This window comes from Geomonas sp. Red32 (assembly GCF_023652955.1).
Lineage (GTDB): Bacteria > Desulfobacterota > Desulfuromonadia > Geobacterales > Geobacteraceae > Geomonas.
On sequence record NZ_JAKLOY010000001.1, the window covers coordinates 145603 to 168184 of the forward strand.

Sequence of the window (22582 nt, forward strand, 5' to 3'; positions counted from 1 at the left end):
TATGCAGTACACACTAAATCAGGCTCGCCAGAATACAATCCCGCACCGGCCTGTGTCAAGGATTATCCGGCGCCGGACGCGGGCATTAGCCGGATTCTCCTGTTTACCACTCCGCTAAATCTGCGTTAGAATTTAAGCGGGGGTGAGATTAATGAATAAGGGAGCCGAGATCGTCATCCTTGGTTCGGGCTCTACCGCCTTCGCCGCCGCCTTACGGGCGCAGGCCAAGGGAGCGCATCCGGTGATGATCGAGAAGAGTGTCCTGGGCGGCACCTGCATCAACTGGGGGTGCATCCCGAGCAAGACCCTGATCCATACCGCCCTCTACCGGCACCAGGCGCGGCTGGGAGAGCGCCTGGGCTTAGGGACCCGCGCCGGGGAACTCGACTTCGGGCTCCTGGACCGGCACAAGGACGAGGTGGTCGACGAGCTGCGGCAGACCAAGTACCTCGACGTCCTCGAAAGAGTCCCCGATCTCACCCTCATCAAGGGAAACGCCGTCTTCCTCGACCACCGCACCGTGCAGGCGGGCGAGCGCACCATCGAAAGCGACCGCATCCTGATCGCCACCGGCGGCTTCCCCCGGGTCCCGGCCATTCCGGGGCTCGACACGGTCCCCTTCCTCACCAGTAAGAGTGCGCTCTTGATGAAGCACCTCCCCGACTCCCTCACCATCATCGGGGGCGGGGTGATCGCGCTGGAGCTCGGCCAGATGTTCATGCGGCTGGGGGTGCGGGTGACCGTCCTCGAGCACGGCCAGAGGCTCTTACCGGGGGTGGAGGCCGAACCCGCGCTGGCGCTCCAGGAGGCGCTGATCGCCGAGGGGATGGAGGTGGTGCCGGGCGCCACGGTCTGCTCGGTGGGACCGCACGAAGGGATGATCCGGGTGGAGGCGCTGGTGGGGGGAGAACCGCGGCGCTTCCATTCCAGCCACCTGCTGCTCGCGGTGGGAACCGCGCCGGCCTCCAAGGGGATCGGCCTGGAGGCTGCCGGGGTGGAAACGGACGAGCGGGGCTTCATCAAGGTGGACCGCGAGCTGAGAACTACCGCCCCCGGCATCTGGGCGGCCGGGGACGTCACCGGGGGGGCGCAGATCGCCACCAAGGGGGCGCGCGAGGGGATCGCGGCGGTCGACAACATGCTGGACGAATGCCGCTGCGCCGTCGACTACCTCAGCATCCCGATGGCCATCTTCACCGATCCGGAAGTGGGGACGGTGGGATACGGCGAGGAGGCGGCCCGCCGGGCCGGTTTCCAGGTCATGACCCACACCATTCCCGCCTCCAGCATCCCGAAGGCCCATGTGACCGGGGAGCTCAAGGGGGCGATCAAGATGGTGGCCGACGAGGCGACCGGCAGGATCCTCGGCATCCACCTGGCCCTGCACCGCGGCGCCGACCTGATCAACGAGGCGGCGGTCGCAATCCGGATGGGAATGACGGTGGGACAGCTGGCCGAAACCCTCCACGTCTACCCCTCCATCGGAGAGGGGCTCCGCCTCTGCGCGCAGGCGTTCAGGCGGGATATCGAACGGCTCTCCTGCTGTGCCGAGTAATCATCATCCCCTCCCCCCTTGAGGGAGGACCAAGGTGGGGGGGAGGCCGGTTTCGGCACTGCGTGGAAACTCCCCCCACCCCCTCGCCCCCTCCCTCAAGGGGAGGGGGAATTTCTGTTATCGAAAGGAACACCGATGCCTGAAGAGATTACGAGCGGATCCTTCGCTGGCGATGAGCGCCCCACGGCTCCCGCGGAGAAGCAGGGGAGACTCGACGCCCCCAAGGCGGCCCGCCTCTACCAGGCCCTCACCGCCGGGCACGACGAACTCTTCGCTCTCCTCGACGACACCGATCCGGAGGTCACCGCCAACATCCTCAAAAACCCGGGTCTCTCCGAGGACCACCTGCTGGCCCTCTTGAAGAGGAGAGACCTGCCGGAATCCCTGGTGAAGGCGCTCGCCCGGCATCCGCTGGTCACCGGGAGCCGCCGCCTCACCATCGCGGTCGCCGCCAATCCCAGCACCCCGGCCCACGTGCTCTCCTCCATCCTTCCCCAGCTTTTCCTCTTCGAACTGGTGGCCCTGCTCCATATCCCCGGCGCCCCCGCCGACATGAAGTACGCCGTGGAGCGGGTCGTGCTGGCCAAGATCCCGGAAACGGAGCTGGGGAACAAGATCACCCTGGCCCGCCGGGGAACCGCCGCCATCCTCGACGCCCTCATCAAGGGGGGAGACCCGCGCCTGGTGGAAGCGGTGCTCGACAACCCGAAGCTTAAGGAGGCCACCCTCTACACGTTCCTCGGCTCCGGCGCCGCCACCGCCGAAACCATCTCCGCCATCGCCCGCCACCCCCGCTGGAAGAGCCGGCCAAACCTGCGCTCCGCCCTGCTCAAGAATCGCAAGACGCCGCTCGTCTGGTTCCACATGCTCCTTTCCGGCCTTCCGGCCCCGGAGCTCCAGGCACTCTCCCTCGCCAGGCACCTCACTCCGCAGCAGCAGGCGGCGATCCGGGAGGAGTGCAACAAGCGGGGCGTGCGAAAACTCTAATTGACAACACCTTCATGAGAGCTTAATATCAATCCCCGATTGCCGTCCCTATTGGATAAGGAGCGGTATCGAACGGCTGGCTTCATGAGGTGGGTGATGGCTGAGATCCTCTTCGTCGACGACGACAACCTTATTCTTCGTTTCTCCAGAGACCTTTTCCTCTCCAAAGGGGTGAGCATACTCACCGCCGCCAACGCCGAGGAGGCGCTGGAATTCTTCAGCGACCACGAGATTGCCGTCGTCGTCTCCGACAACCAGATGCCGGGGATGACCGGCCTGGAGTTCCTCTCCCACGTCAAATCGATCTCCCCCGACACCGTCAAGGTGCTCATCTCCGCCTTCGTCGACCTTCCCACCGCACTGGCCGCCATCAACAGCTCGGAAGTCTTCCGCTATCTGATTAAACCGTGGAAAAACGAGGAGATCCTGGAGGTGGTCAAGGAGGGGCTGAGGCGCTACCGGATGGTGCATACCATGCGGCGCGAGGACGAGGCGGTGCTCCGCTCGCTGGCCCAGACCATCGAACTGAAGGATCCGCGGACCAAGGGTCACTGCGACCGGGTGGCGGTGTATGCGCTGATGATTGCGGAGGCGATGCGGATACCGAAGGAAGTCCAGCGCCAGATCAAGTACGGGAGCTGGTTGCACGACTGCGGAAAGATCGGGGTATCGGAGTCGATCCTCAACGGGACCGAGGGGCTGACCGAGCTGGAGTTCGAAACGATGAAGATGCACACCCACTGGGGGGCGGACGTGGCCGAGAAGGCGGGGCTTTCCGACGTGGCACGCAACATCATCCAGTACCACCACGAGCGGTTCGACGGCTCCGGTTACCCGGCCGGGCTCGCCGGAGAGGATATCCCGGTCGAAACCCGCATCGTGTCGGTGGCCGACGTCTACGATGCCCTCATCATGGACCGCCCCTACCGCAAGAGCTTTCCGACCCGCCAGGCGCGCGAGATGGTGAGATCGCTCTCCGGGACCGCGCTCGATCCCAACATCGTCTCCATCTTCCTCGACATCATTCCGGAAGGCCCCATCCCCACCACCGAGGATCTCCTTCCCCGGCACGACCTCTTCGCCGCCGAGAAGGAAGCGACCATCTCCGCGGAGACGCCGCTTTTGCGCCGCTTCAGCGTCTGAACCACCTTCTGATCACGAAGCTTTTCCCTTTGCCGCTCCCCTCCAGGGTGTCGGCCGGCTTTCTCACCTTCACAAGCCGCCGGATGGTCTCCCTGCGGCCGGAGATATGCACGCCCCCTACCCCACGGCACCCCATGGTGCTCTGAATCACCGAATCGCCGTCCAGCACCACCATCACGTGTCCCTTCCAGACAATCAGGTCGAGCGGCTCCAGCCGGTCCGCGATCTCGTCCACGGTCAGCCCCGCCACCGGGACCCCCTTGCCGAACGAGGTCAGCGCCGAGGTGTTCCTCGGGGTGAAGCCGCCGGTAGCCTGGTAGAGAAGACCGGAGCAGTCCACCCCGGCCAGCGGATCGCCCTTGGGGTAGAGCTCCTTGAGAAGCGGGATGCCATCCCTGACGTTCCCTCCCCAGACGTACGGCTTGCCGAGGGCGGCCATCAGCCGTTTCTGCACCTCGGCCAGCGGCGGGAGCGCGCGGGGGCGCTCCACCGGGGTCCCTTCCGGCTCGGCTACGAAGCGGGCATCGACGAAGTAGCCGGATTTGGCCGGATACGGATAGTCGTTGGTGGTGACACGGTAGACTACCACGCCCCCCACCCGCTGTACCCCCTCGACCCGGAAGAGGGTTCCCGGGAGCGCCACGAACTCGATGGGGCGCACCCCCTGGCAGGGGTCGAGCTTGTTTGAGCCCCCGAAGACCTTGGGGAAATCCGGGGTCTTCAGCACCGGTGCCGGCGAAATGGCCACCACGTAGCGGGGAGGCTCGCCGGCGAAGAGGGTGGCGGCAAAAAGGAGTAGCAGCGAAAAGAGAAGGAGGGCGAGGGGACGGAACAGGCGACGGCGTTGTGTGTTTGGCAGGTGGAACACGGTCATTTCTTCTCGGTGAAGGCCTCGGGGAGCGGTAGCAGCTTGAGGTGGCCGCTCTTCAGAATCGGCAGCAGCAGTTTGACCCCCTTGGGCTCGTTGCCGTTGCCATGGACCAGGATGAAGCTTCCCCGGGTCGGCGACTCACCCTTGGCGAGCCACGCATCGCTTCCCACCGGGACCAGGGAAAGCTCCCGCAGGGTCTTCATGGTGGCGGCATCGGACACCAGCCCGGGATAGCGGAAAAACGGCGACGGCACCAGCCCGGCCGCCAGGAGCCGCTGCTCCAGATCGATCACCTCGTGGAGGAAATCGGTCCCCGGCGTGAGCACGAAGTTCTCGGCCAGGGGAGCCTTGGGCTCGTAGGTGTGGTGGTACGAGTGGTTGACCCAGGTGACGGCCAAGCGGCGGGCGGTTATTTCACGCTTGAGATAGGCGATCTCGTCGGGATGCTTCTCCAGCCAAAGCCCGCTGATCATCAGCGCCACGGGGGCCGGCCTCCCCTTGGAGAGGGCCTCGGCAGCGTCGAAGATATCCTTTTCGAACGGGCGGTGCGAAGGGCAGAGGTCGACGGTGAGATAGGCACCGTCGCTCGGACGGTCGGCGCGGCGGGCTCCGTCGTTTTGGAGGCGATGGGGACCGGAGGTATAGCGCTCCAGGGCCCGGAGATAGGGGGTGGAGCCGAGGGCACCCTCGAGCGATGCGGTGGAGGCGCGCAGCGAGGAGGCGGGGAGATCGTAACTCGCGAGGGTGGCCGGATCGACCACCAGGAGATGGGGAACGCCGCTGGAGGTGAAGCTCCTGATGGCCAGGTAGCTCTTGCCGGCGGCGTCGGCGACCGGGCGTTTGATGACCCGGTAGTCGCCGATCTCGGCGCCCGCCGCCAGCAGCGGGACGAGCAGCAGCAGGCAAATCAGGCAGGGGACCAGGCCCCGCAAAGGTTTCATCTTCAGGCCAGCACGGAGAGGAGGGCTTCCTCGATCTTGGTGACGTCGACCAGGGTGTTATAGCAGGGGCCGTAGGGGCGGTCGTTGAGGACGCCGATGACCGGCAGGGGGTAGCAGTCCTTGATCCCGGAGGTGAGGTCGCGCTCGCACGCCACCGCAAGCACCAGCTTGGGGCGCTTCTCGATGATCACCTTGCGGGCCAGGGTTCCCCCGGTGGCCACCGAGATATCGATGTGGTACTTCCTCCCGATCTCGGCGAGCCCCATGATGGTGCAGCGGCCGCACCCCACGCACTTGTTGATGTCGCCGGTCACCTTGATCTCGCAGTCGGAGAGCTGGAGGCAGTGCGGCAAGAGGATCAGGATGCGGTCCGGCTTGATCTTCAGGCGCTGGGAGATGACCAGGCTGTTGTTCATCGCCACAAAGGACTGGCGGATGGTGTCCTTGGAGATCCCGCACAGCCGCCCGATCTGCTCGATGAGGGGAAGGAGAAACTTGATGACGACCCCCCTCATGAACTTGGTGAACAGGATGTCCTTGCCGAGGGCGGTGGTCAGCACCAAAAGCAGCGTCCCGAACAGGGCGATGCCGGAGAGGATGCCGAAGATCATGCCGGCCCAGCGGGGGAGATCGGGATGGATGTTGGCGAGCCCCTTGGTCGGGATGTACCAGCCGAGGTAGATGAGCCCTACCACCAGGATGCAGGTGACCCCCATCAGGGCCACGAAGAGGCGCTTCTGGGGAGGTTTTTGATTATCGGTGTTACGAGACAAGCGTGTTACCCCTTCTTACCGAGGATCTGCCCCGGTTCAAGCCGGCAGCCGGCCAGGAAATCGGCGGCGGGAAGCCGCTTTTTCCCTTCCAGCTGCAGCTCGGAAATCACTATGCTGCCGCTGCCACAGGCGATCTCGATGCCGGCGCGATTGGCGCTCAGCACCTCGCCCGGCTTCCCGCTCCCGGCGGCGGTCTGCACGCGGTAGACCTTGAGAAGCTTACCGTCGACAAAGGTGAAGGCGCCCGGCCAGGGAGTCATTCCCCGCACCAGGTTCTTGATGGAGGCGGCATCCTTCTCCCAGTCGATCTGGCCGTCCTCCTTCTTGAGCATCGGAGCATAGCAGGTGAGCGAGTCGTCCTGCTTTTCCGCCACCAGGCGTCCGGCCGCCAGCTCGTCGATGGTGGTGGCGAGAAGGCCGGCACCGAGCTTGGAGAGCCGGTCGTGGAGACTCAGGGTATCCTCGTCGGGATCGATGGGGGTGACCGCCTTGAGGAGCATGTCGCCGGTATCGAGCCCCACGTCCATCATCATGGTGGTGACGCCGGTCTCGGCCTCGCCGTTGATGATGCACCAGTTGAGGGGAGCGGCGCCGCGGTAGCGCGGCAAAAGCGAGGCGTGGACGTTGATGCAGCCGTGCTTCGGGATGTCCAAAAGGGCCTTGGGGAGGATCTGCCCGAAGGCGACCACCACGATCAGGTCCGGGTTAAGGGCCTTGATCTCCTCGATGGACTCGGGGAGGCGCACCTTGACCGGCTGCAGGACCGGGATGTTGTGGCTTTCCGCCAACACCTTGACCGGCGGCGGCAGGGTCTGCTGCCCGCGCCCCTTCGGGCGGTCCGGCTGGGTTACTACGGCAACCACCTGCTCACCCCGATCGACGAGCGTTGCCAGCGTGGGGCAGGCAAAGTCGGGGGTCCCCATGAAGACAATGCGCATACCGGTCATTTGCTAAACTCCTTCTGCTCCTCGACGGTCCGCAGGTAGCGCTTGCGGAAGATACCCTTCTTGAGCGGGGAAAGATGGTCGATGAAAAGGGTGCCGTCCAGGTGGTCGATCTCGTGCTGGAAGGCGATGGCCAGGAGGCCGTCGGCGCGGTAGGTTATCTCTTCGCCATCGAGGTTGAGGGCCTTGACGACCACGCGGGCATGCCTGCGGACGTTGGCGGAGAACTTGGGGACCGAGAGGCACCCCTCCTCGTCGAAAACCTCTCCCTCGGCGTGAATGATCTCCGGGTTGATGGCGACGATCAGTTCGGGGTTTTCATCCCCCGACACGTCGATGACGATCACCCTCTGGTGTACCCCTACCTGGGGCGCGGCCAGGCCGACGCCGGGGGCATGGTACATGGTTTCCGCCATGTCCCTGACCAGTTCGCGGGTCTTGTCGGTAATGACCGTGACCGGGTTGGAGCGCTTTTTCAGCTCCGGGTTCGGGTAGGTCAGAATGGTGAGTAGCATACGTTTTTCCTTTTAATGGAGCCAAACTATCACGCCACTATATAAATTCGGCGCTAAAAAATCAACGGATTACTCATGAACCATGCCGCGGCAAGGGGTTAAGACGCTACAGGATTCCGAGCCGATGGGCAAAAAGGACGGCGCTCCTGGTGGCCAACCCGTGCCGCGCGAACCGGAGCAGGGTGGGCATCCCGTGCCCGCGAGGGTCCAACAGGGAAGGAGCGACAAGGTGGGGAATGGCGGGCAGGGGAGCCCACCTACGGATCGGGACCGGCGCCAGTGCACAGGGGACCGGGGAGAGGATGGGGTTGGGAGCGCAACGGGGCGAGCTACGGGCGTGAACTCTCCTTGGGTTCCGCCATCATCCCACGGATGACGGAATCGACGGCGGCAGGGTCGAGCCCTTCGCGGAGCGCACGGCGGACGAGGGAGATGCGCTGCTCGCGTTCCTCCAAAAGCGACAGGGCGGCCTCAATGGCCTCGTTGGTCGAAGTGAAACGCCCCTCGGCAATCTGCTGCGAGATGAATTTTTCGAAGTGTAAGCCTAGAGAAATGGTGGTCTCTTTTGGCATGGCACATCTCCCGGGAGTCAAGTTGCCTAAAACTTTAGTACACGCGCTTTCAATGTCAAAGAAGGTATACGCTACCTGCGGTATACGTTTCGGCCGTTTGCGCGGCGCACTCTGTCCGGGGAATGGATGAGGGTGGTTGGGAGGGCCCTACCGTATGGAACGCCTGAAGGGGAAAGGCCGCAGAAGTTACCGGAAGAGAACAGCGGAAGGGAGAGCCTCAATCGAGGACGATCGCGGCGGGGTTACAACCGGGGAGCCGGCTACTGGTGACTGGAGTTGCCGTGTTCGCCCCATATCCTCTCGGCGGCGATCAGCAGGGCGTTGTTCCATTCGTAGGCGACTTTGCCAAACGAAGTCTCGGGAGCGGGGATCGTCTCGCTCTCCGCCCCGGCTGTCTCGACCTCCTCGACAATGGAGTCGTCTTCTCTTTTCTTCAGGTAGGTGTAGGTATGGGGTTTCATGACAGCCTCCTACGTGCTCACTGGCGCATCTTTTTCCATCCCGGCTGACTCGGTTTGAGCGGCGTTGTTGTCAGCGTCATCTGCCTCATTTCAGAGCATACGTCGTGCCATCTTTTAAAAGCTCAATGGTTCCGGCCAATAGCGACAGACCACGGCGTGGCAAGGCTGCAAAAGACGGCATATCTGACTATTTCTTCGGCGAAAAAGCTGGGGCGATAAGCCGGAAATGAGGTTGGGGGGAACCTATTTGAGGAAGGGCGGAAACCGGAGAATAGCCCCTGCCCCCCTCCCCCTGAGGGAGGGGGGCAGGGGGTGGGGAGGAGGCGGCCTCAAGTGAGTCGTGGGAGGCGGGCCCCTCCCCCCCCTGTCCCCGTTCGCAAAGGGGGGAACGTGGGGGGAGACGGTGCCTCAGCACATGAGCCCGGCGGAGGTGTTAGTAGCGGTTTATCTGCGCCGGGGGATGCTGCGCCGTGCGGGCGTAGTGGACGGCGGGGCGGCCGAAGGCCATGGCGTAGCCGACGACGTGATCCTCCGGGATCCCGAGCCGGGTGCGGAATTCCGGCAGCAGGTCGCAGATGGCGAGCTTGGCCAGCCCGTCCCAAACGGTACCCACTCCGTTGGCCTGGGCGAAGAGCTCGAAGTAAGAGAGGGCGATCATGGAGTCCTGGATAGGCGACACTATCTGCGGACCGGAGACGATCAAAAGGTGAGGCGCCCCGCGGAAAAGAAAGTCCACCCGGTAATCCTCCCACAGTTTCAGGAAGCTCCCCACGAATTCGAGACCGGCTGGGAAGCCGCCGTTATCCCTCATCCGGATCAGGCCGGCGATCAGCTCGTCGCGCAGGCCGGCAAGCTTTTCGCGGTCGTCCACCACGGTGAAGAGCACCTGGCGGGTGTTCATCCCGGAGGGGGCGTCGGCGGCGACCTGCAGGAGCTTGTCGAGCAAGGCCGGCTCCAGGTTCTCCTGGCGGTAGTTCCTGACCGAGCGGCGCCCCTTGATGAGGGTCTCCATCTGGAGCGGCGAAGGGAGGTGCCCCGGCACCGGGAGGCTGTTTTCCGGGCGCAGGCCGAAGATGGAGAGAGCGCCAGTGGGACAGACGGCGAAGCAGTGCTGGCAGCGGTAGCAGGTGGCCTCCTTATCGGCGGCGATGGCCGGGAAGGAGTCGACGAGATCGATGATGCGGGCAGGACAATCGGCCACGCACTGGCCGCAGGAGGTACAGGTATCCCTGTTGATAGCGAAGTCGAGCATACGATTCCCCTTATAGTAGGCAGTGGTAATGAGGATGTTCAGCTTGCGGCGATGCAGTACGGCGGGTTTATTCCAGTGGAAGATCCGGCTGCTTCCATTCTACTCGTTTGATCTTTGGGCCCTGATAGTATCGCGGGCAGGCGGCAATGAGGGCGTTGACCGTCTGCTTGCAGCTGCGGCGACAGGAGAGACAGAGGGAATTCGTTTCGGAAGGAGGTTTCTTCATGGTGCCAATCTTGGCCGGGGATGACAGCGCCACCCCCGGCCATTTCTTCGTAGGGCCGCAAGCGGAATGCTTGACGGCGGTTGTTGCCTTACTTGACCTTCCTGATCCACCCGAACTTGTCCGCGATCTTGCCGGTCTGGATACCGGTAAGGGTGTCGTAGAGGGTCTGGGTGATCTTGCCGACCCCGCCGCCGTTCACTTCCAGGCACTCGTTGGCGTAGCAGAGGGCGCCGACCGGGGTGACCACGGCGGCAGTGCCGCTGCCGAAGGCCTCGGTGATCTTGCCGCTGCGGATGTCGTTCATCAGGTCATTCACGTCGATCTTGCGCTCCTCGACCTTCATGTTGAGGGAGCGGGCCAGGGTGAGCACCGAGTCGCGGGTGACGCCGTGGAGGATGGTCCCTTCCAGCGGAGCGGTCACGATGGTGTCGCCGTAGGCGAAGAACATGTTCATGGCGCCCACTTCCTCGATGTAGCGGCGGTGCACGCCGTCCAGCCAGAGGACCTGGTCGAAGCCCTTCTTCTTTGCCTCGAGGCCGGCCTTGAGGGAGGAGGCATAGTTGCCGCCGGTCTTGGCCTCGCCGGTGCCGCCGGGGGTGGCACGGACGTATTTGTCTTCCACCATGATGCGGACGGGCTTGAACCCCTGGGAGTAGTAGGCACCGACCGGGGAAAGGATCACGTAGAAGTAGTAGTGATCGGACGGCTTGATGCCGACCAGCGGCTCGACGGCGATCATGGTCGGGCGGATGTAGAGGGAAGTTCCTTCGGCGGTCGGGATCCAGTCACGCTCGACGGAGACCAGCTTCTCGATCCCCTCCAGGAAAAGCTCCTCCGGGACCTCCGGCATGCAGAGACGCTCGGCCGAGTGGTTGAAACGGCGGGCGTTCATCTCGGGGCGGAAGAGGGCGATGGTGCCGTCGGCCCACTTGTACGCCTTGAGCCCTTCGAAGATCTCCTGCGCGTAATGGAATACCAGCGCGGCCGGGTCGAGTACGAACGGCTCGTACTTCTTGATGCGGGCATCTACCCACCCCTGGCCGATCTTCCATTCGACCAGCAGCATGCGGTCGGTGAAGATCTTGCCGAAACCAAGCTGGGATTCGTCGGTGAACTTGGGCTTCTTCTCGGCTTCACTTAACGGTAGTACGCTTATCTCCATCTGCTCAACCTCCGGTTTTCTCGGCGCCAGGCGTCGCTAATTGACCTTTTCGTTTATCACATTAGATCCCCACCGGCAAGCAATTTAACCTTTACGGCAAGCGGATTTGGGAGCTGAAAAGTTACCCGGCCACCCCTTGATTTTTCGGATGGCCATTGCTATATTATTAGCACTCAGAGAAAGTGAGTGCCAACTGGCACCCGAAAAACTCACGAGGTCAAGGAGATACACGCCGTGACACACACGATGCCGGTACCGATAGACAACCTTACGCTCTACCTTGCGGAGATCAACCGCTTCCCGCTTTTGAGCGCCGAGGAGGAGACCGACCTGGCCTACCGGTTCCGTAACGATGGAGATCTCGAGGCGGCCCACCGCCTGATCACCGCCAATCTGCGCTTCGTAGTGAAAGTCGCCGGGGAGTACCGTTCCTACGGAATGAAGATGCTGGACCTGATCCAGGAAGGAAACATCGGCCTCATGATGGCGGTCAGAAAATTCGACCCGTCCAAGGGGGTCCGCCTCATCTCCTACGCGGTCTGGTGGATCCGCGCCTACATCCAGAACCACATCATCTCGGCCTGGAGCCTTTTGAAGATCGGGACCACCCAGGCCCAGCGGAAACTTTTCTTTAAGCTCAACCAGGCCAAGCAGGCCATCATGAACATGACCGGCGAAAGCGACCTGCACTCCACCGCCCTTGCCCTCCATGTGAAGGATTCCGAGGCCCAGGAAATGGAGCAGCGCCTGAGGGGGGAACTCTCCCTGGACGTCGAGATGATGGGAGGAGAAAGCGGAACCTTCCTGGAGACCCTGCCGGACTCGCGGCAGAACCAGGAGGAGATGCTGGCCGAGCGGCAGGAGACCGTGATCCTGGAACGGGGAGTGGCGAGCGCGCTTCAGACCCTCAACGAGAAAGAGCGCTTCGTGATCGAAAACCGGGTAACCGCCGACACACCGATGACGCTGCAGGAGATTGCCGACCATTTCTCCATCTCCCGCGAAAGGGTCCGCCAGATCGAGGAGGGCGCACTGAAAAAGATGAAGCGCTTCCTCACCCCGCTGGTGCTCTCGCCCGAAGCAGCGTAAGAGAAAGCAGCAGACGATAAAAGACAAGGGGCGCCTTCCAAACGGAAGGCGCCCCTTTTTATATTGTGGCAGCTAACCGGTCCCGTCTCCTCTGCTTAAACTCCCGACAGACGCTCGCAGAGATCCTTGAACGCCTCGCTGTCGACCTTGAGCTCCACGGGGTTGCCATTATTCTGGTAGCCGATCGTGACCAGGCCGCCCACGATCTCGTGTTCCATTTCGGCGAAGAGGACCGCCCGCGGATTGATGAGGAGATTGCCGGAGCGGATGAAGCCCCTGCTCTCGAGTTCCTGGGCCATCGCCTCCTGCTCGCTCTTTTTAACCTTCTTGAAAAGCTGCTTTCGCACCGAGCTCCCGTCGAACCAGACGTCGGTGAGACGGGTGTCGTCCCCGACCAGGGGATTTTCGGCCGGAGTGGTGAGTTGTGCGGCAAGGATCTTGTCGGTGTTGATGTAGCGCATGGGAAACCTCCTTGGGGTAGCAAAGAATTTAAAACGGTCTGGGCAGATCCCGCCAAAGCTCCGTTCTTGTGTCGTATTTCCTCAGCCTTTCGACCACGCTCGTCGCCGGTGCGGCGAAGATGGTCTCGTAAATGAATTCCCCCGCCGAGGGATCCATGGCAAAGGCAAGCTGCTCGCGGTCGGCATCAAACAGGGCATCGATGCCGCCAGTGTTTCCGCGCGGGTCCACCCGGATCCACTTGCCAAGTCCGGCGAGATAGACACCGTTGAAACCGTGCAGGACCAACTCGTTGTTGACCGGCGGGTCGAGCCGCAGGGCCTGATAGCAGAAACCGGCGGGAATCCCGACCGCCCGCAAAAATGCCGCCAGCAGATGGCTTTTCGGAAAACAGATTCCCGTCCCGTAGCGGAGGACCTCGCTAGCGGTGCAGGTCAAGATATCCAATCCGGCGTCGTTTGAATGAGGGATGACGTCCCTCACCCATTCGTAAAGTAAACGAGCTTTCTCCACATCATCGGAAAGCGGCCGCGTGAGGTCCAGCGCCTTCTGCCGCACCTCAGGAGTCTTCCAGTCAATTATCGAGTCGGAAACTAGGTAGTCCTGCAAGTTCTGCGATTCCAGCTTCATTTTTTCTGCTCCTTCCTGCCGGTGCGACCGCCATGCCTCAATCTTTAATCATCCCGCATGTCTTTCTTGGCAACCTTGAGGAACTTGCCAAAGGCTCGGTCTTTTTTTCTCTTCTCGGCGTACGACATCTCGTTAAATTCCAATTCTCCTTTGAGCTTCCGGTAGTTTTCGTAGTGAGCTTGATCGATTTCACCTGCGCTTAAAGCTTGGAGCACGGCACATCCCGGCTCGCGGGTATGGGTGCAATCCCCGTAGCGGCATCGGGTTCCCAGTGAGTTTATGTCGACGAAGCCTGCGGCAATTCCACGTTCCCCGCCAATGATGCCGAACTCGCGCATTCCGGGGTTATCGATTACCATCGCTCCATTTTCGAGGAGGATGAGTTGACGGCGCACGGTGGTATGTTTACCCTCGCCGGTGCCGCTGACGCTTTGAGTCTCGAGTTGGCTCTGCCCGATCAGTTCGTTGATGATCGTACTCTTGCCGACTCCCGACGAGCCAACAAAGCAGTACGTCTTCCCCGGCAACAACATCCCCTTCAACTCGTCGATTCCATCCCGCGTGACGTTACTTAAGGTGAGGACCGGCGCAACGATACCGGCAGCACGAATCGTGGAAATTTGCTTGGCCAAAGTATCAGGCGCGATCAGGTCGGTCTTGGTAAGAAGCAGACATGGCTTAGCGCCGCCGGCCGTCACCATCACGAGATAACGCTCCAACCGGTTCACGTTGAAATCAAAGTGACAGGACTGGACAATGATCACGTAGTCGAGATTCGCCGCGATCATCTGACTGTCAACCGCCCCTCCTGCCGCCTTGCGGCGAAGGCTTGTTTTCCGGTCGAGCAGAGAATGAACGAGACCGAAGTCATCATTCCCGCCCTTTTCGACGGAGACCCAATCTCCGACGCAGGGCAATTCTTCCGCTCGATGGTGATGGTGGAGATAGCTACCCGAGAGCTTCGCCCGGAAGGCACCCTTGGCATTCAAAAGTAAAAGCTGCTCGCGATCCACCGCAGCCACACGGGCAACCGTTTCCATTGAGTAGTCGTGGAGTGCTGCGTGCCTGTCAAACCACGGTTCCCACCCCAGATTTTCCAGGGTTATCTGTTGATTCGACATCTGATGACCTCCTCAACCCACTCCCTTTATTTCTGCTTAGGCCGCCATCCGTTATTGGCCAGCCATCCCTCGGATGCCCCCTCGCCGGCCGTTTTCAATCCTCTACTGGCATCATCTTCCTGATCGTACGGACCAGCTTCTCGCCCTTTCCAAAAGCTTCTTCGAGGATATCCCGGCTATCCATCGGAGGTTTCCCCAATTGGAAACGGCTGGCCAATAGAGAATCGACGATCTCAAGATTCGCTTCCGGCGACCAGATATCGAAGACCGGAAGGACACATTCCGGATTGGTGCCGCTTCCGCACACCGAAACCACCACTCCCTTTTTCCGCTTTTTTACCGAACTTACATACGCCCGCTCGCCCGTTGGCAGTGCCACCGGCTTTGCAAGGCAGTACGAGCGGTCGATCATCAGCTTCATCTGGCTCGACACCGTGTTGTAATAGACCGGAGTCCCGAGAACGAGACCATCCGCCTTCTCGAAAAGATCGCAGATTTCGGCCATATCGTCTTTAAACACACAGCCGGTCCCATCCTGCACCTTGCATGACTTACAGGGCTGGATGTTCAGGTCGCCCAAGTAGATCTTGGAGACCAAAGCGCCCGCCGCCTGACATCCGTCCAGAACCCTCTGGACGAGGATGTCTGTGTTCATCTGCTTCCTCGGGCTGCCGACTATGCCTACTATCTTCATCTAAGACGTCCTCAGTTTGGCGGCCGTATCGCACTATCGGCTGCCATCACAACGGCTATTTCGCGGCTTCACGCCATAGGTAGCGCATCAGGGTCTTGTTCTTCTCAGCGTGCCTGAAATAGCCGATGGCAGGCCTGGATAGCGGCAGATAGATCCCCAACTGGGTGAAGTTCCCCCTCATCACTTCACAACCATGCGGAAGTCCAATGCGAACCGCCACCGCACCGCCTTTCAGATGATGAAATGCGAATGACCTGTTGAGCCCCTGGAAATCGATTTCGCACCCGCCATCGAGCGCCTCCAGATCGGCAAGACGCTTCGGCGTGACCTTGCCAAGGTGCTTGCCGATTATCCGATCCTTCAGAAGTGCGGTGAGCACCTCCGATTCGTCGAAAATATCGGTAAGAGACAGCTCTTCCTTCCCTCGGTCGAGATTGACGGTCCGGAATCTGGACCCGTAGGAGGGATGTGCCCCGGAATCGGAATACCAGGACTCGCAAACGGAGAGGACCGGACCGACAAGAGATACCACTTCATAGCTGGTGCCGGATTCGAACGCCCGGTTTCCCCCCTCGACGGTCCCCTCCTCTTCTGAGTCTGCAAAGACGGTAAAAGTCCGTTTCGTCATCCGGTTGGTGGCAACGATTTTAGCTCCGGATTTTACGACACCCCAGGAAAACGATGATGCAGACATAGCCAACTTCCCCAGAGATGGGGGAGCTAGCGGCGCGGCAGCTTTTGACTCGACGGCCAACGACAGGATGAGAATGAGTGAAAGAGCCAGACATCTTAATCCTGACACCGCAGAAGTTGACAGTCGCATCGTCGTACGCTCCCTTTGCCGTTCGAAGTCAACACTTGGCCGGCAAGCATCCTCACTACTTGGCGATTAGCGAAGATGTCACAGAGCCGCTCTCCTCGATGGAGGACAGGCCACTCTCGGGAAAAGGACTATATAGAGATTCATTATCGTTGTCAAAGGTGAAGGAACTGGATAATCGGAGGGCGAAATACTGAAAAGAGGGGGAGTGTCTGCGCTTGCGCTGGTCTCAGACTCCCGCTGTCGTTGTCTCTCCCACGAAAGTGGTCATGGTGAGAATCGCCGCTAGATGGCGGCAAGCCACTGGTCCCAAAGCCGAGGAGGCTGACCGTATAACCATCAAGCGGGAGGCCTGAGGACGCTTGCAAAGGAAAGGTTGGTGGCGGCGGAAATGGATAGCGCTAGGCTTTGAACTTGTTTTCGGTCCCGGCGCGGAGACGGGAGATGTTTTCTTTGTGCTTGTAGATGACGAGGGCGGCAATGATGACGGACATGGCGATCATCGCCGGCGTCCGCTCGATGGCAGCAACCAGGGGGGGGATCACCGCCGCTGCGGTGATGGAGGCGAGGGAGACGTAACGCGACTTGTAGACGACGGCGACGAAAACGAAGAGCGCTACCAGCACGGATAGCGGCGAGGCAGCCAGGAAAACGCCGAGTGCGGTGGCGACCCCTTTGCCTCCCTTAAAACCGAGGAAGACAGTGTAGACGTGTCCGAGAAAGGCGGCGAGACCTACGGAGGCGATCCAGATATCGGGGAGGTGGAGAGCCTTGGCGGCCAGGACGGGGATGAGCCCTTTGAGACAATCCCCCAGGAGGGTGAAGATGCCTACTTTACGGCCGAGGGTACGGTAAACGTTGGTGGCACCGATGTTGCCGCTGCCGGTTTCGCGGATGTTGACGCCGAAGGCCTGAGCCAGGAGCAGTCCGGTAGGAACCGAGCCCAGCAGATAGGCGCAGACGAGTAAAGCATATTCTTTCAAAGAGGTCTCCGGAGAGGTTAATGAGTCCGGCGCATCCTACAGCATTTCGGAGCAAACTGCAAGGTGAGACCCGGAAAAGCTATTGCTCCCGGATAGGAAGAGAGACCAGCACGGCTTCCTCTTGGCGGTTGCGGCCTTTGATGACCACGACGGTCATGGCGAGAAAAACGGCATCCCGGGCCATGGCCAGCCAAGGCGAAGTCTTGGCACCGCCCTGTTTGAAGCAGCCGCAATCGATGTCGAGCCCGCGCACGATGGCCGAGGCGAGCGCAGCCATGAAGACCAGATTGAGCACACCGACGATCACCGCAGCGCCCCGCACCCGGTAGTTGCAGATCAGCAGCAGGCCGCAGATCAGCTCGAGAAACGGCAGGATGGCGGCGGCGAGGTAGCTCGCGAAGTAGGGAAGGATCTGGTAGGCGGCGATGCTCCCGGCGAAGGCGACCGGGTCGGAGATTTTCAAAACCGCAGCGTAGACGAAGATCCCACCAAGGGCCACCCTGGCTACGCTCGGGAGATGACCGGTCACGTTCTTCATGCTCCCCCCTTCGCTACCGGATATCCCGAATCGCGCCACTCCGGGAAGCCCCCCTCGTACACATAGACGTTGGCGTAGCCGGCCTGCATCATGAGCTTGCCGAGATCCATGCTGTCGTGGCAGGAAAATCCGTTGCAGTAGGCGATGATGGTGGCGTCCTTGGAGAAGCGGCCTTTGAGGGAGGAGGGATTCTTGCGCGCCTCTTCCAGCGGAAGGCTGACGGCCCCGGCAATATGACCTTGGATGAAGGTCGAGGCGCTCCGGGCATCGATCACGACCGCCTGCTTGCCGTCGTGCATATCTTTGACCTGCGCCAGGGGAATCGGCATCGGGACGAGTTCCTCCCCACCGGCCTGCGCGGTCTGGGCTTGCGGGGAGGCCGGTTGCTGGATGGCCGCTTCTCCCTTCCAGGCGCTTGCGAGCAGGGTGCGGTTCCACCCGATCCCGAGGACGGCGGCGATCAGCACGATGGCTGCGATCTCCAGTGACGTAACCAGCAAGGAATTTTTCACGGTATCCTCTGCATCCCCTTCACCCTTCCCATCCGGGCGCACGCACACAGGCACCAAAGGCGCCGGAAGCCGGTTCAATTCAAGTTCATTACAGAAAGATTCGGGAAGGGGATAAGTGGCGGGGGACGGCTTCTACATCACCGATGGTACGTCATTTTGCCGGAAAAGGTCAACCCATCATTAAACCGCTTCGGGCGGCTTTCTTAATCCGGCAGTCGCGTCTCCCCTTGTTCACCCTTCGGTGCTGGCGGCCTCTTTGCTTTCTTCCGGGTCGCGGAAATCCCCGCGCTGGAAGGCCATGGATACGATCTTGGCGGCGGCTGCTACCGGGATCGCCAGCAAGATCCCCCAGAAGCCGATCAGCTCTCCCAAAGCCATCACCATGATGATGGTGAGCAGCGGGTTGAGGTTCATGGAGCGCTTGAAAACCAGCGGCTTGACGAGGTACCCCTCCAGGAAATAGATCACGGCGAAGGCGATCCCCACCTTCACGAGGGCTATCCAGGTGTGGAACTTGACGTAGGCAAAGAAAAGCGCCGGTATCATGGCGATGATCACGCCGATGAAGGGGAGCACCGACGCCAGCCCGGCGAAGATCCCGTTGAAGAGCGCATAGTCGACGTCGAGAATGAAAAGCGCCCCGGCCGAGAGGATGGCGACGATGAGGGAGACAATGACCTGCCCGCGGATGTAGCCGCCGATGCTGTCGTTCACCTCGTTCCCAATCTCCAGGAGCACCGCTTTCCGCTTGTCGGGAAGCCATCCTGCCACGGTTCTCTTTATCTCCGCCTTGTAGAAAAGCATGAAGAAAACCAGTATCGGAGAGAGGATCAGGTTGAAGATGTTGAAAACCATGCTGGCGGCAGCGGAGTAGACCCCCGCGCCGAGACCGGCCACGACTTTGTTCACCCAATCAACCGCATTGTCGAACAGCCAGCTCCATTCCTCGGCGCCGTAAAAGGGCTCGAAGCGGGTCTGGAACTGGAGCGTTAGGTTTTTGATGTCCTGGATATAGATGGGGAGGTTCGGCAGCAACGCGCGCCAGCGAATGATCGCCAACGGCACGAAGAAAGAAAAGAAAAAGACGGAGAAGATGGAAAGGACGATGTAGATCGCCACGATCCCCTTGGCACGCGACAGCCGTTTCCCCTCGAGATGCACCACGAAAGGATCGAGGAGGTAGGCGATCACGAAGGAGAGGAGAAAACAGGAAACCGTGTGGCGCAGGAGATGGCCGACAGCGAAAAGCATGGCGGCGACGGCCAAGGTCAGCATGGCCCGGTTGGCGGTATTGGGTTTCGACAGCATACGGTCTCCCAAGATGGTGCTCGGCTGTCTTGTCCTCCCTTTAACCCAGGGGGGGACGCTGCGGGTAGGAATGGGATTTTCCGCGGAGTTCTCTACGGCTGCCGGCCGTCACCGGCCTCGCGGTTAGTGCACTCGAATCCCGGCCGGCTAAGCAGGCGGATAGATGTCGTGTTCCTCGAGCCAATGGGCGGCCCGGGTATTCAAGGCGTCTTCGCGGACGGCCTGGTAGCGCTCCAACTCTTCCGGGTAAAAGGAAAGGATCTCTCCCAACCTGCCGTGCGCGTGGGCTCCGACGAAGGCCCTGACCAGCAGGGACTTGAGGGAAGGATTGGCGATTCCCTGGATAAAGGTATGCACCAGTTGACGCTCCTGGCCGTAGTCGTAGTGCGGGATCTCCAGGTAACGCTCCTCCTGGATCTCGACCTCGGTCCAGAAAGCGTCATCGTCGTAATCGGACGGCACCGAAAACACCTCGCCGGTCTCACGGTCGAGGTAAAAAATCATATCCGGATCGGTGTTCTCGAAGGCCTCCATCAGGTCCTCCCACACGATCTCAAGATTGCGCATCGCTTGCATGTCGTTCCTTCTACAGCGTTAACTATAACTTTCCACGGGCGGGACGCACAACGAGTTCATGGAACTGAGGTTACGCCATTTCTCATTGGCCTTCGAGACATTTTTGTATATATTGCGCCAATGCGCAAGATCTTCATCGCCGACGCCCACCTGAGAAACCCCGGTGACGCCAATTACCGGAAACTGCTGGCCTTCCTGCGTGAACTCCCCGCCGGCACCGACACCCTCTACATACTGGGCGATCTCTTCGAATTCTGGATCGGCGATCCTGAGCCGGTCTACCCTCACTACCGCGAGATCGTCGACTGCCTGAAGGAGGTGCGGGGGCGCGGGGTAAGGATCGTCTACTTCGAAGGGAACCACGACTTCCACCTGGCAGGCTTCTTCACCAGAGAGCTGCAGGCCGAGGTGTACCGTGAGGGGGAGGTGGTGGATATCGGAGGAAACAGGGTCTACCTCGGTCACGGGGACCTGATCAACCGGGAGGACTACCGGTACCGCATCTTCCGGGGCGTGCTGCACAGCAGGGCCGCCGGGGCGCTGGTCCCCCTGGTCTCCCGCCGGTTAACCTCCAAAACCGCGGAATACCTGTCGCGGCGCAGCAGCGGGAAGCACGAGTACCGGCGCCACCGCTGGGACTATCCGAAGATCATGGCCGGCTTCGCCCGCGAGCGCTTTCGCGAGGGATGCGACTCCGTCATCATCGGCCACTTCCATCGCCCCACGCTTCAGCGGGAAGGGACCCATACCTTCATTGCACTGGGGGACTGGATTACCCAGTTCTCCTATGCGCAGTGGGAGGATGGAATATTCACCCTGGAGCGGTACCAGGAAGGCTGACGCCATCCTCACCCCGCTTGCCCTACACCCTACCGTTCGATCTCGAAGATTTTCAGATAGGTGGCGACCCGTTCGTCGAGAGTCGGAGCGGAAATCTCGCGGCAGATCGCGTCCGGACGGTAGCCGCGGCAGACGGCGGGACGATCCTCGTACATACTGCACTCGAAGCGCTCGTTGAGATGCCGGCAGCGCTCCCCTACCCTTTTCCCCAACGTGCTGATGTCGGGGGCCACGCAGCAGGTCCCGCACCTTGCACATTCCATTTCGACTCCTACCTGAAGAAAGCCTCCAGCGCCTGTTCACCCACGGTGGTGGCCTTGATGCGCCACTTGTTCTCGTTGATCACCAGGGCTGCCAGCGCGATCTGAGGATCCTCCATCGGCGCGTAGGCGGCAAACCAGCTGTAGTGGCCAGCGGGGTCCTTGCCGTCGATGGAGCCGGTCTTGGCGGCGACCTTAACCGAGGCGAGCATCGGACGCCCCCTGCGGTCGTGGAAGGCCCGGCGGGAGGTACCGCTCACTACGGTGGCCGAGAGCATCCGGGCCAGCGAAGCGGCGGTTTCCGGGGCGATCACCGTCCTGAGCGGCTGCGGCTGGTGGGCGTAGACGCTCTTTCCCTTGGCGTCGATGATCTCCTTGGCGAAGGAGGGGGCCATCATTACCCCGCCGTTGGCCACGGTGGCCATGATGGTCGCCGCATGGAACGGAGAGATCTTGACCTCGCGGTTGAGGCCGGCACCCATCAGCATCAACTGGTCGACGGTGCCGGGAGGGGGAGCCTGGCTCGCCAAGACCGGAGAACCGGGGAAGAGCTTCTCGTTGAAGCCGTAGCGCCCGGCATAGAGAAGGAGCGGGTCGCGCCCGACCACCTCTCCGGCCAGGCGGCCGAAGACCGGGTTGACGGACTTGCCCATGGCCATGGTGAGGGTCATCTGCTGGTTACGCCCGCGGGGCCGGACGTGCCAGTATTTCGGGCTCTCGGAGGTCAGCTTCCCGTTGAAGGCGAACATGGTATCCGGGGCCACCTTCTTCTCTTCGAGCGCCGCGGTGGCGGTCACGATCTTGAAGAGGGAGGCCATCGGGTAGAGCCCGTAGCAGGCGTTCTTCTCCCACCCAGGCTGCGCCGAGGAGTGCGCCACGAGGGCCAGCACGCGGCCGGTCTTCGGTTCGATGGCGACGAACATCCCGTAGGGGACGCGGAAGTCGGTGAGGACCTTCTCCACCCGGCGCTGCATCGCCTCGTTGATGGCGTAGACGACCTTCCCTCCCTGCGGGAGCTGGGCGGTGACGCCGCTCTGGTCGGCGCGGGCAGCCGGATAGGCGTCGGCGGCAACCTTGAAGGCGCCCCAGTTGTCCATATTCTTGAGCTCGACGGCGGCGGAGGTCTTGGGGAGGGGGCGGCCGGCACTCCCCTTGGTGGAGCCGAAAAGGGAGATGATGGGGTAGCTGGCCAAAAGCAGAGCGACCAGGGGAAGGATGATCTTCAATCTCCCTTTCTGGACCTTGCTTTCCTTGATCTTGTGGTAGAGGCTGCGGGACTCCTGCTCAGGTCCTTTGAGCCTGTTGTGGCTGGTCTTTTTGCGTTTTTCCAGATCTTTAAAGTCTTGCATA

Annotated in this window: 26 protein-coding genes; 5 read left to right on the forward strand and 21 right to left on the reverse strand. The window is 61.4% G+C overall.

Features of this window, described 5'->3' with window-relative positions:
* Window positions 1–151: 151 nt before the first annotated feature.
* From merA to L4X63_RS00635, 3 genes are all read left to right on the forward strand, one after another.
* Window positions 152–1555: a mercury(II) reductase gene (gene merA, locus L4X63_RS00625; RefSeq protein WP_250676656.1), complete on the forward strand. Its 1404-nt coding sequence runs from the start codon at window positions 152–154 to the stop codon at window positions 1553–1555.
* A gap of 135 nt (window positions 1556–1690) precedes the next feature.
* Window positions 1691–2542, forward strand: coding sequence for a hypothetical protein (locus L4X63_RS00630; protein WP_250676657.1), 852 nt, complete (start codon window positions 1691–1693; stop codon window positions 2540–2542).
* Between the two features lie 96 nt (window positions 2543–2638).
* Window positions 2639–3685: an HD domain-containing phosphohydrolase gene (locus tag L4X63_RS00635; protein WP_284694432.1), complete on the forward strand. Its 1047-nt coding sequence runs from the start codon at window positions 2639–2641 to the stop codon at window positions 3683–3685.
* Here L4X63_RS00635 and L4X63_RS00640 read toward each other — a convergent pair.
* From L4X63_RS00640 to L4X63_RS00680, 9 genes are all read right to left on the reverse strand, one after another.
* Window positions 3675–4553 carry a C40 family peptidase gene (locus tag L4X63_RS00640; RefSeq protein WP_250676658.1) on the reverse strand — a complete coding sequence of 293 codons (879 nt, stop codon included), beginning with the start codon at window positions 4551–4553 and terminating at the stop codon, window positions 3675–3677. The genes L4X63_RS00635 and L4X63_RS00640 overlap by 11 nt on opposite strands.
* Window positions 4554–4555: 2 nt before the next feature.
* A complete protein-coding gene (locus L4X63_RS00645; protein ID WP_250676659.1) occupies window positions 4556–5497 on the reverse strand; it encodes a polysaccharide deacetylase family protein in 942 nt (313 codons plus the stop codon).
* A gap of 2 nt (window positions 5498–5499) precedes the next feature.
* On the reverse strand, window positions 5500–6213 hold the full coding sequence (locus tag L4X63_RS00650) for a DUF116 domain-containing protein (RefSeq protein WP_250677860.1): 714 nt from the start codon (window positions 6211–6213) through the stop codon (window positions 5500–5502).
* 62 nt (window positions 6214–6275) lie between these two features.
* Entirely contained in the window at window positions 6276–7217 is a 942-nt protein-coding gene (gene fmt, locus L4X63_RS00655) for a methionyl-tRNA formyltransferase (RefSeq protein WP_250676660.1), read from the reverse strand.
* A complete protein-coding gene (gene def, locus L4X63_RS00660) occupies window positions 7214–7729 on the reverse strand; it encodes a peptide deformylase (protein ID WP_250676661.1) in 516 nt (171 codons plus the stop codon). Before def ends, fmt begins: the two co-directional genes overlap by 4 nt.
* 329 nt (window positions 7730–8058) lie before the next feature.
* Entirely contained in the window at window positions 8059–8301 is a 243-nt protein-coding gene (locus L4X63_RS00665; protein ID WP_250676662.1) for a type II toxin-antitoxin system ParD family antitoxin, read from the reverse strand.
* A 260-nt stretch (window positions 8302–8561) separates the two neighbouring features.
* Window positions 8562–8762, reverse strand: a complete 201-nt coding sequence (locus L4X63_RS00670) for a hypothetical protein (RefSeq protein ID WP_250676663.1) — start codon at window positions 8760–8762, stop codon at window positions 8562–8564.
* Between the two features lie 433 nt (window positions 8763–9195).
* Window positions 9196–10014 (reverse strand): nitroreductase family protein, encoded by an 819-nt coding sequence (locus L4X63_RS00675; protein WP_250676664.1) that lies wholly within the window; start codon window positions 10012–10014, stop codon window positions 9196–9198.
* Between the two features lie 314 nt (window positions 10015–10328).
* Window positions 10329–11402 (reverse strand): branched-chain amino acid aminotransferase, encoded by a 1074-nt coding sequence (locus tag L4X63_RS00680; RefSeq protein ID WP_250676665.1) that lies wholly within the window; start codon window positions 11400–11402, stop codon window positions 10329–10331.
* A 234-nt stretch (window positions 11403–11636) separates the two neighbouring features.
* Here L4X63_RS00680 and rpoH point away from each other — a divergent pair, with 234 nt between their 5' ends.
* On the forward strand, window positions 11637–12491 hold the full coding sequence (gene rpoH, locus L4X63_RS00685; RefSeq protein WP_250676666.1) for an RNA polymerase sigma factor RpoH: 855 nt from the start codon (window positions 11637–11639) through the stop codon (window positions 12489–12491).
* 95 nt (window positions 12492–12586) lie between these two features.
* On the opposite strand, the gene L4X63_RS00690 is transcribed toward rpoH, so the two are convergent.
* The 10 genes from L4X63_RS00690 to L4X63_RS00735 form a co-directional block, all read right to left on the reverse strand.
* Window positions 12587–12952: a hypothetical protein gene (locus L4X63_RS00690; RefSeq protein ID WP_250676667.1), complete on the reverse strand. Its 366-nt coding sequence runs from the start codon at window positions 12950–12952 to the stop codon at window positions 12587–12589.
* Between the two features lie 28 nt (window positions 12953–12980).
* Entirely contained in the window at window positions 12981–13580 is a 600-nt protein-coding gene (locus L4X63_RS00695; RefSeq protein ID WP_250676668.1) for a transglutaminase-like domain-containing protein, read from the reverse strand.
* A gap of 44 nt (window positions 13581–13624) precedes the next feature.
* Window positions 13625–14701, reverse strand: coding sequence for a ribosome small subunit-dependent GTPase A (gene rsgA, locus L4X63_RS00700; protein WP_250676669.1), 1077 nt, complete (start codon window positions 14699–14701; stop codon window positions 13625–13627).
* A 94-nt stretch (window positions 14702–14795) separates the two neighbouring features.
* Window positions 14796–15395: a flavodoxin family protein gene (locus L4X63_RS00705; protein ID WP_250676670.1), complete on the reverse strand. Its 600-nt coding sequence runs from the start codon at window positions 15393–15395 to the stop codon at window positions 14796–14798.
* Window positions 15396–15450: 55 nt separating this feature from the next.
* Window positions 15451–16089, reverse strand: coding sequence for a hypothetical protein (locus L4X63_RS00710; RefSeq protein WP_250676671.1), 639 nt, complete (start codon window positions 16087–16089; stop codon window positions 15451–15453).
* Window positions 16090–16616: 527 nt separating this feature from the next.
* Window positions 16617–17198 (reverse strand): glycerol-3-phosphate 1-O-acyltransferase PlsY, encoded by a 582-nt coding sequence (gene plsY, locus L4X63_RS00715; RefSeq protein WP_250676672.1) that lies wholly within the window; start codon window positions 17196–17198, stop codon window positions 16617–16619.
* Between the two features lie 79 nt (window positions 17199–17277).
* Window positions 17278–17736 (reverse strand): MauE/DoxX family redox-associated membrane protein, encoded by a 459-nt coding sequence (locus L4X63_RS00720; protein ID WP_250676673.1) that lies wholly within the window; start codon window positions 17734–17736, stop codon window positions 17278–17280.
* On the reverse strand, window positions 17733–18248 hold the full coding sequence (locus tag L4X63_RS00725) for a rhodanese-like domain-containing protein (RefSeq protein WP_250676674.1): 516 nt from the start codon (window positions 18246–18248) through the stop codon (window positions 17733–17735). Before L4X63_RS00725 ends, L4X63_RS00720 begins: the two co-directional genes overlap by 4 nt.
* A 231-nt stretch (window positions 18249–18479) precedes the next feature.
* Window positions 18480–19556 carry an AI-2E family transporter gene (locus tag L4X63_RS00730; RefSeq protein WP_250676675.1) on the reverse strand — a complete coding sequence of 359 codons (1077 nt, stop codon included), beginning with the start codon at window positions 19554–19556 and terminating at the stop codon, window positions 18480–18482.
* A 147-nt stretch (window positions 19557–19703) separates the two neighbouring features.
* Entirely contained in the window at window positions 19704–20132 is a 429-nt protein-coding gene (locus tag L4X63_RS00735; protein ID WP_250676676.1) for a UPF0158 family protein, read from the reverse strand.
* A 120-nt stretch (window positions 20133–20252) separates the two neighbouring features.
* Here L4X63_RS00735 and L4X63_RS00740 point away from each other — a divergent pair, with 120 nt between their 5' ends.
* Entirely contained in the window at window positions 20253–20972 is a 720-nt protein-coding gene (locus tag L4X63_RS00740) for a UDP-2,3-diacylglucosamine diphosphatase (RefSeq protein WP_250676677.1), read from the forward strand.
* Window positions 20973–21001: 29 nt separating this feature from the next.
* Here L4X63_RS00740 and L4X63_RS00745 read toward each other — a convergent pair whose 3' ends face one another.
* Both L4X63_RS00745 and L4X63_RS00750 read right to left on the reverse strand, forming a co-directional pair.
* Entirely contained in the window at window positions 21002–21235 is a 234-nt protein-coding gene (locus tag L4X63_RS00745; RefSeq protein WP_250676678.1) for a YkgJ family cysteine cluster protein, read from the reverse strand.
* An 8-nt stretch (window positions 21236–21243) separates the two neighbouring features.
* Window positions 21244–22581, reverse strand: coding sequence for a penicillin-binding transpeptidase domain-containing protein (locus L4X63_RS00750; protein WP_250676679.1), 1338 nt, complete (start codon window positions 22579–22581; stop codon window positions 21244–21246).
* Window position 22582 lies beyond the last annotated feature (1 nt).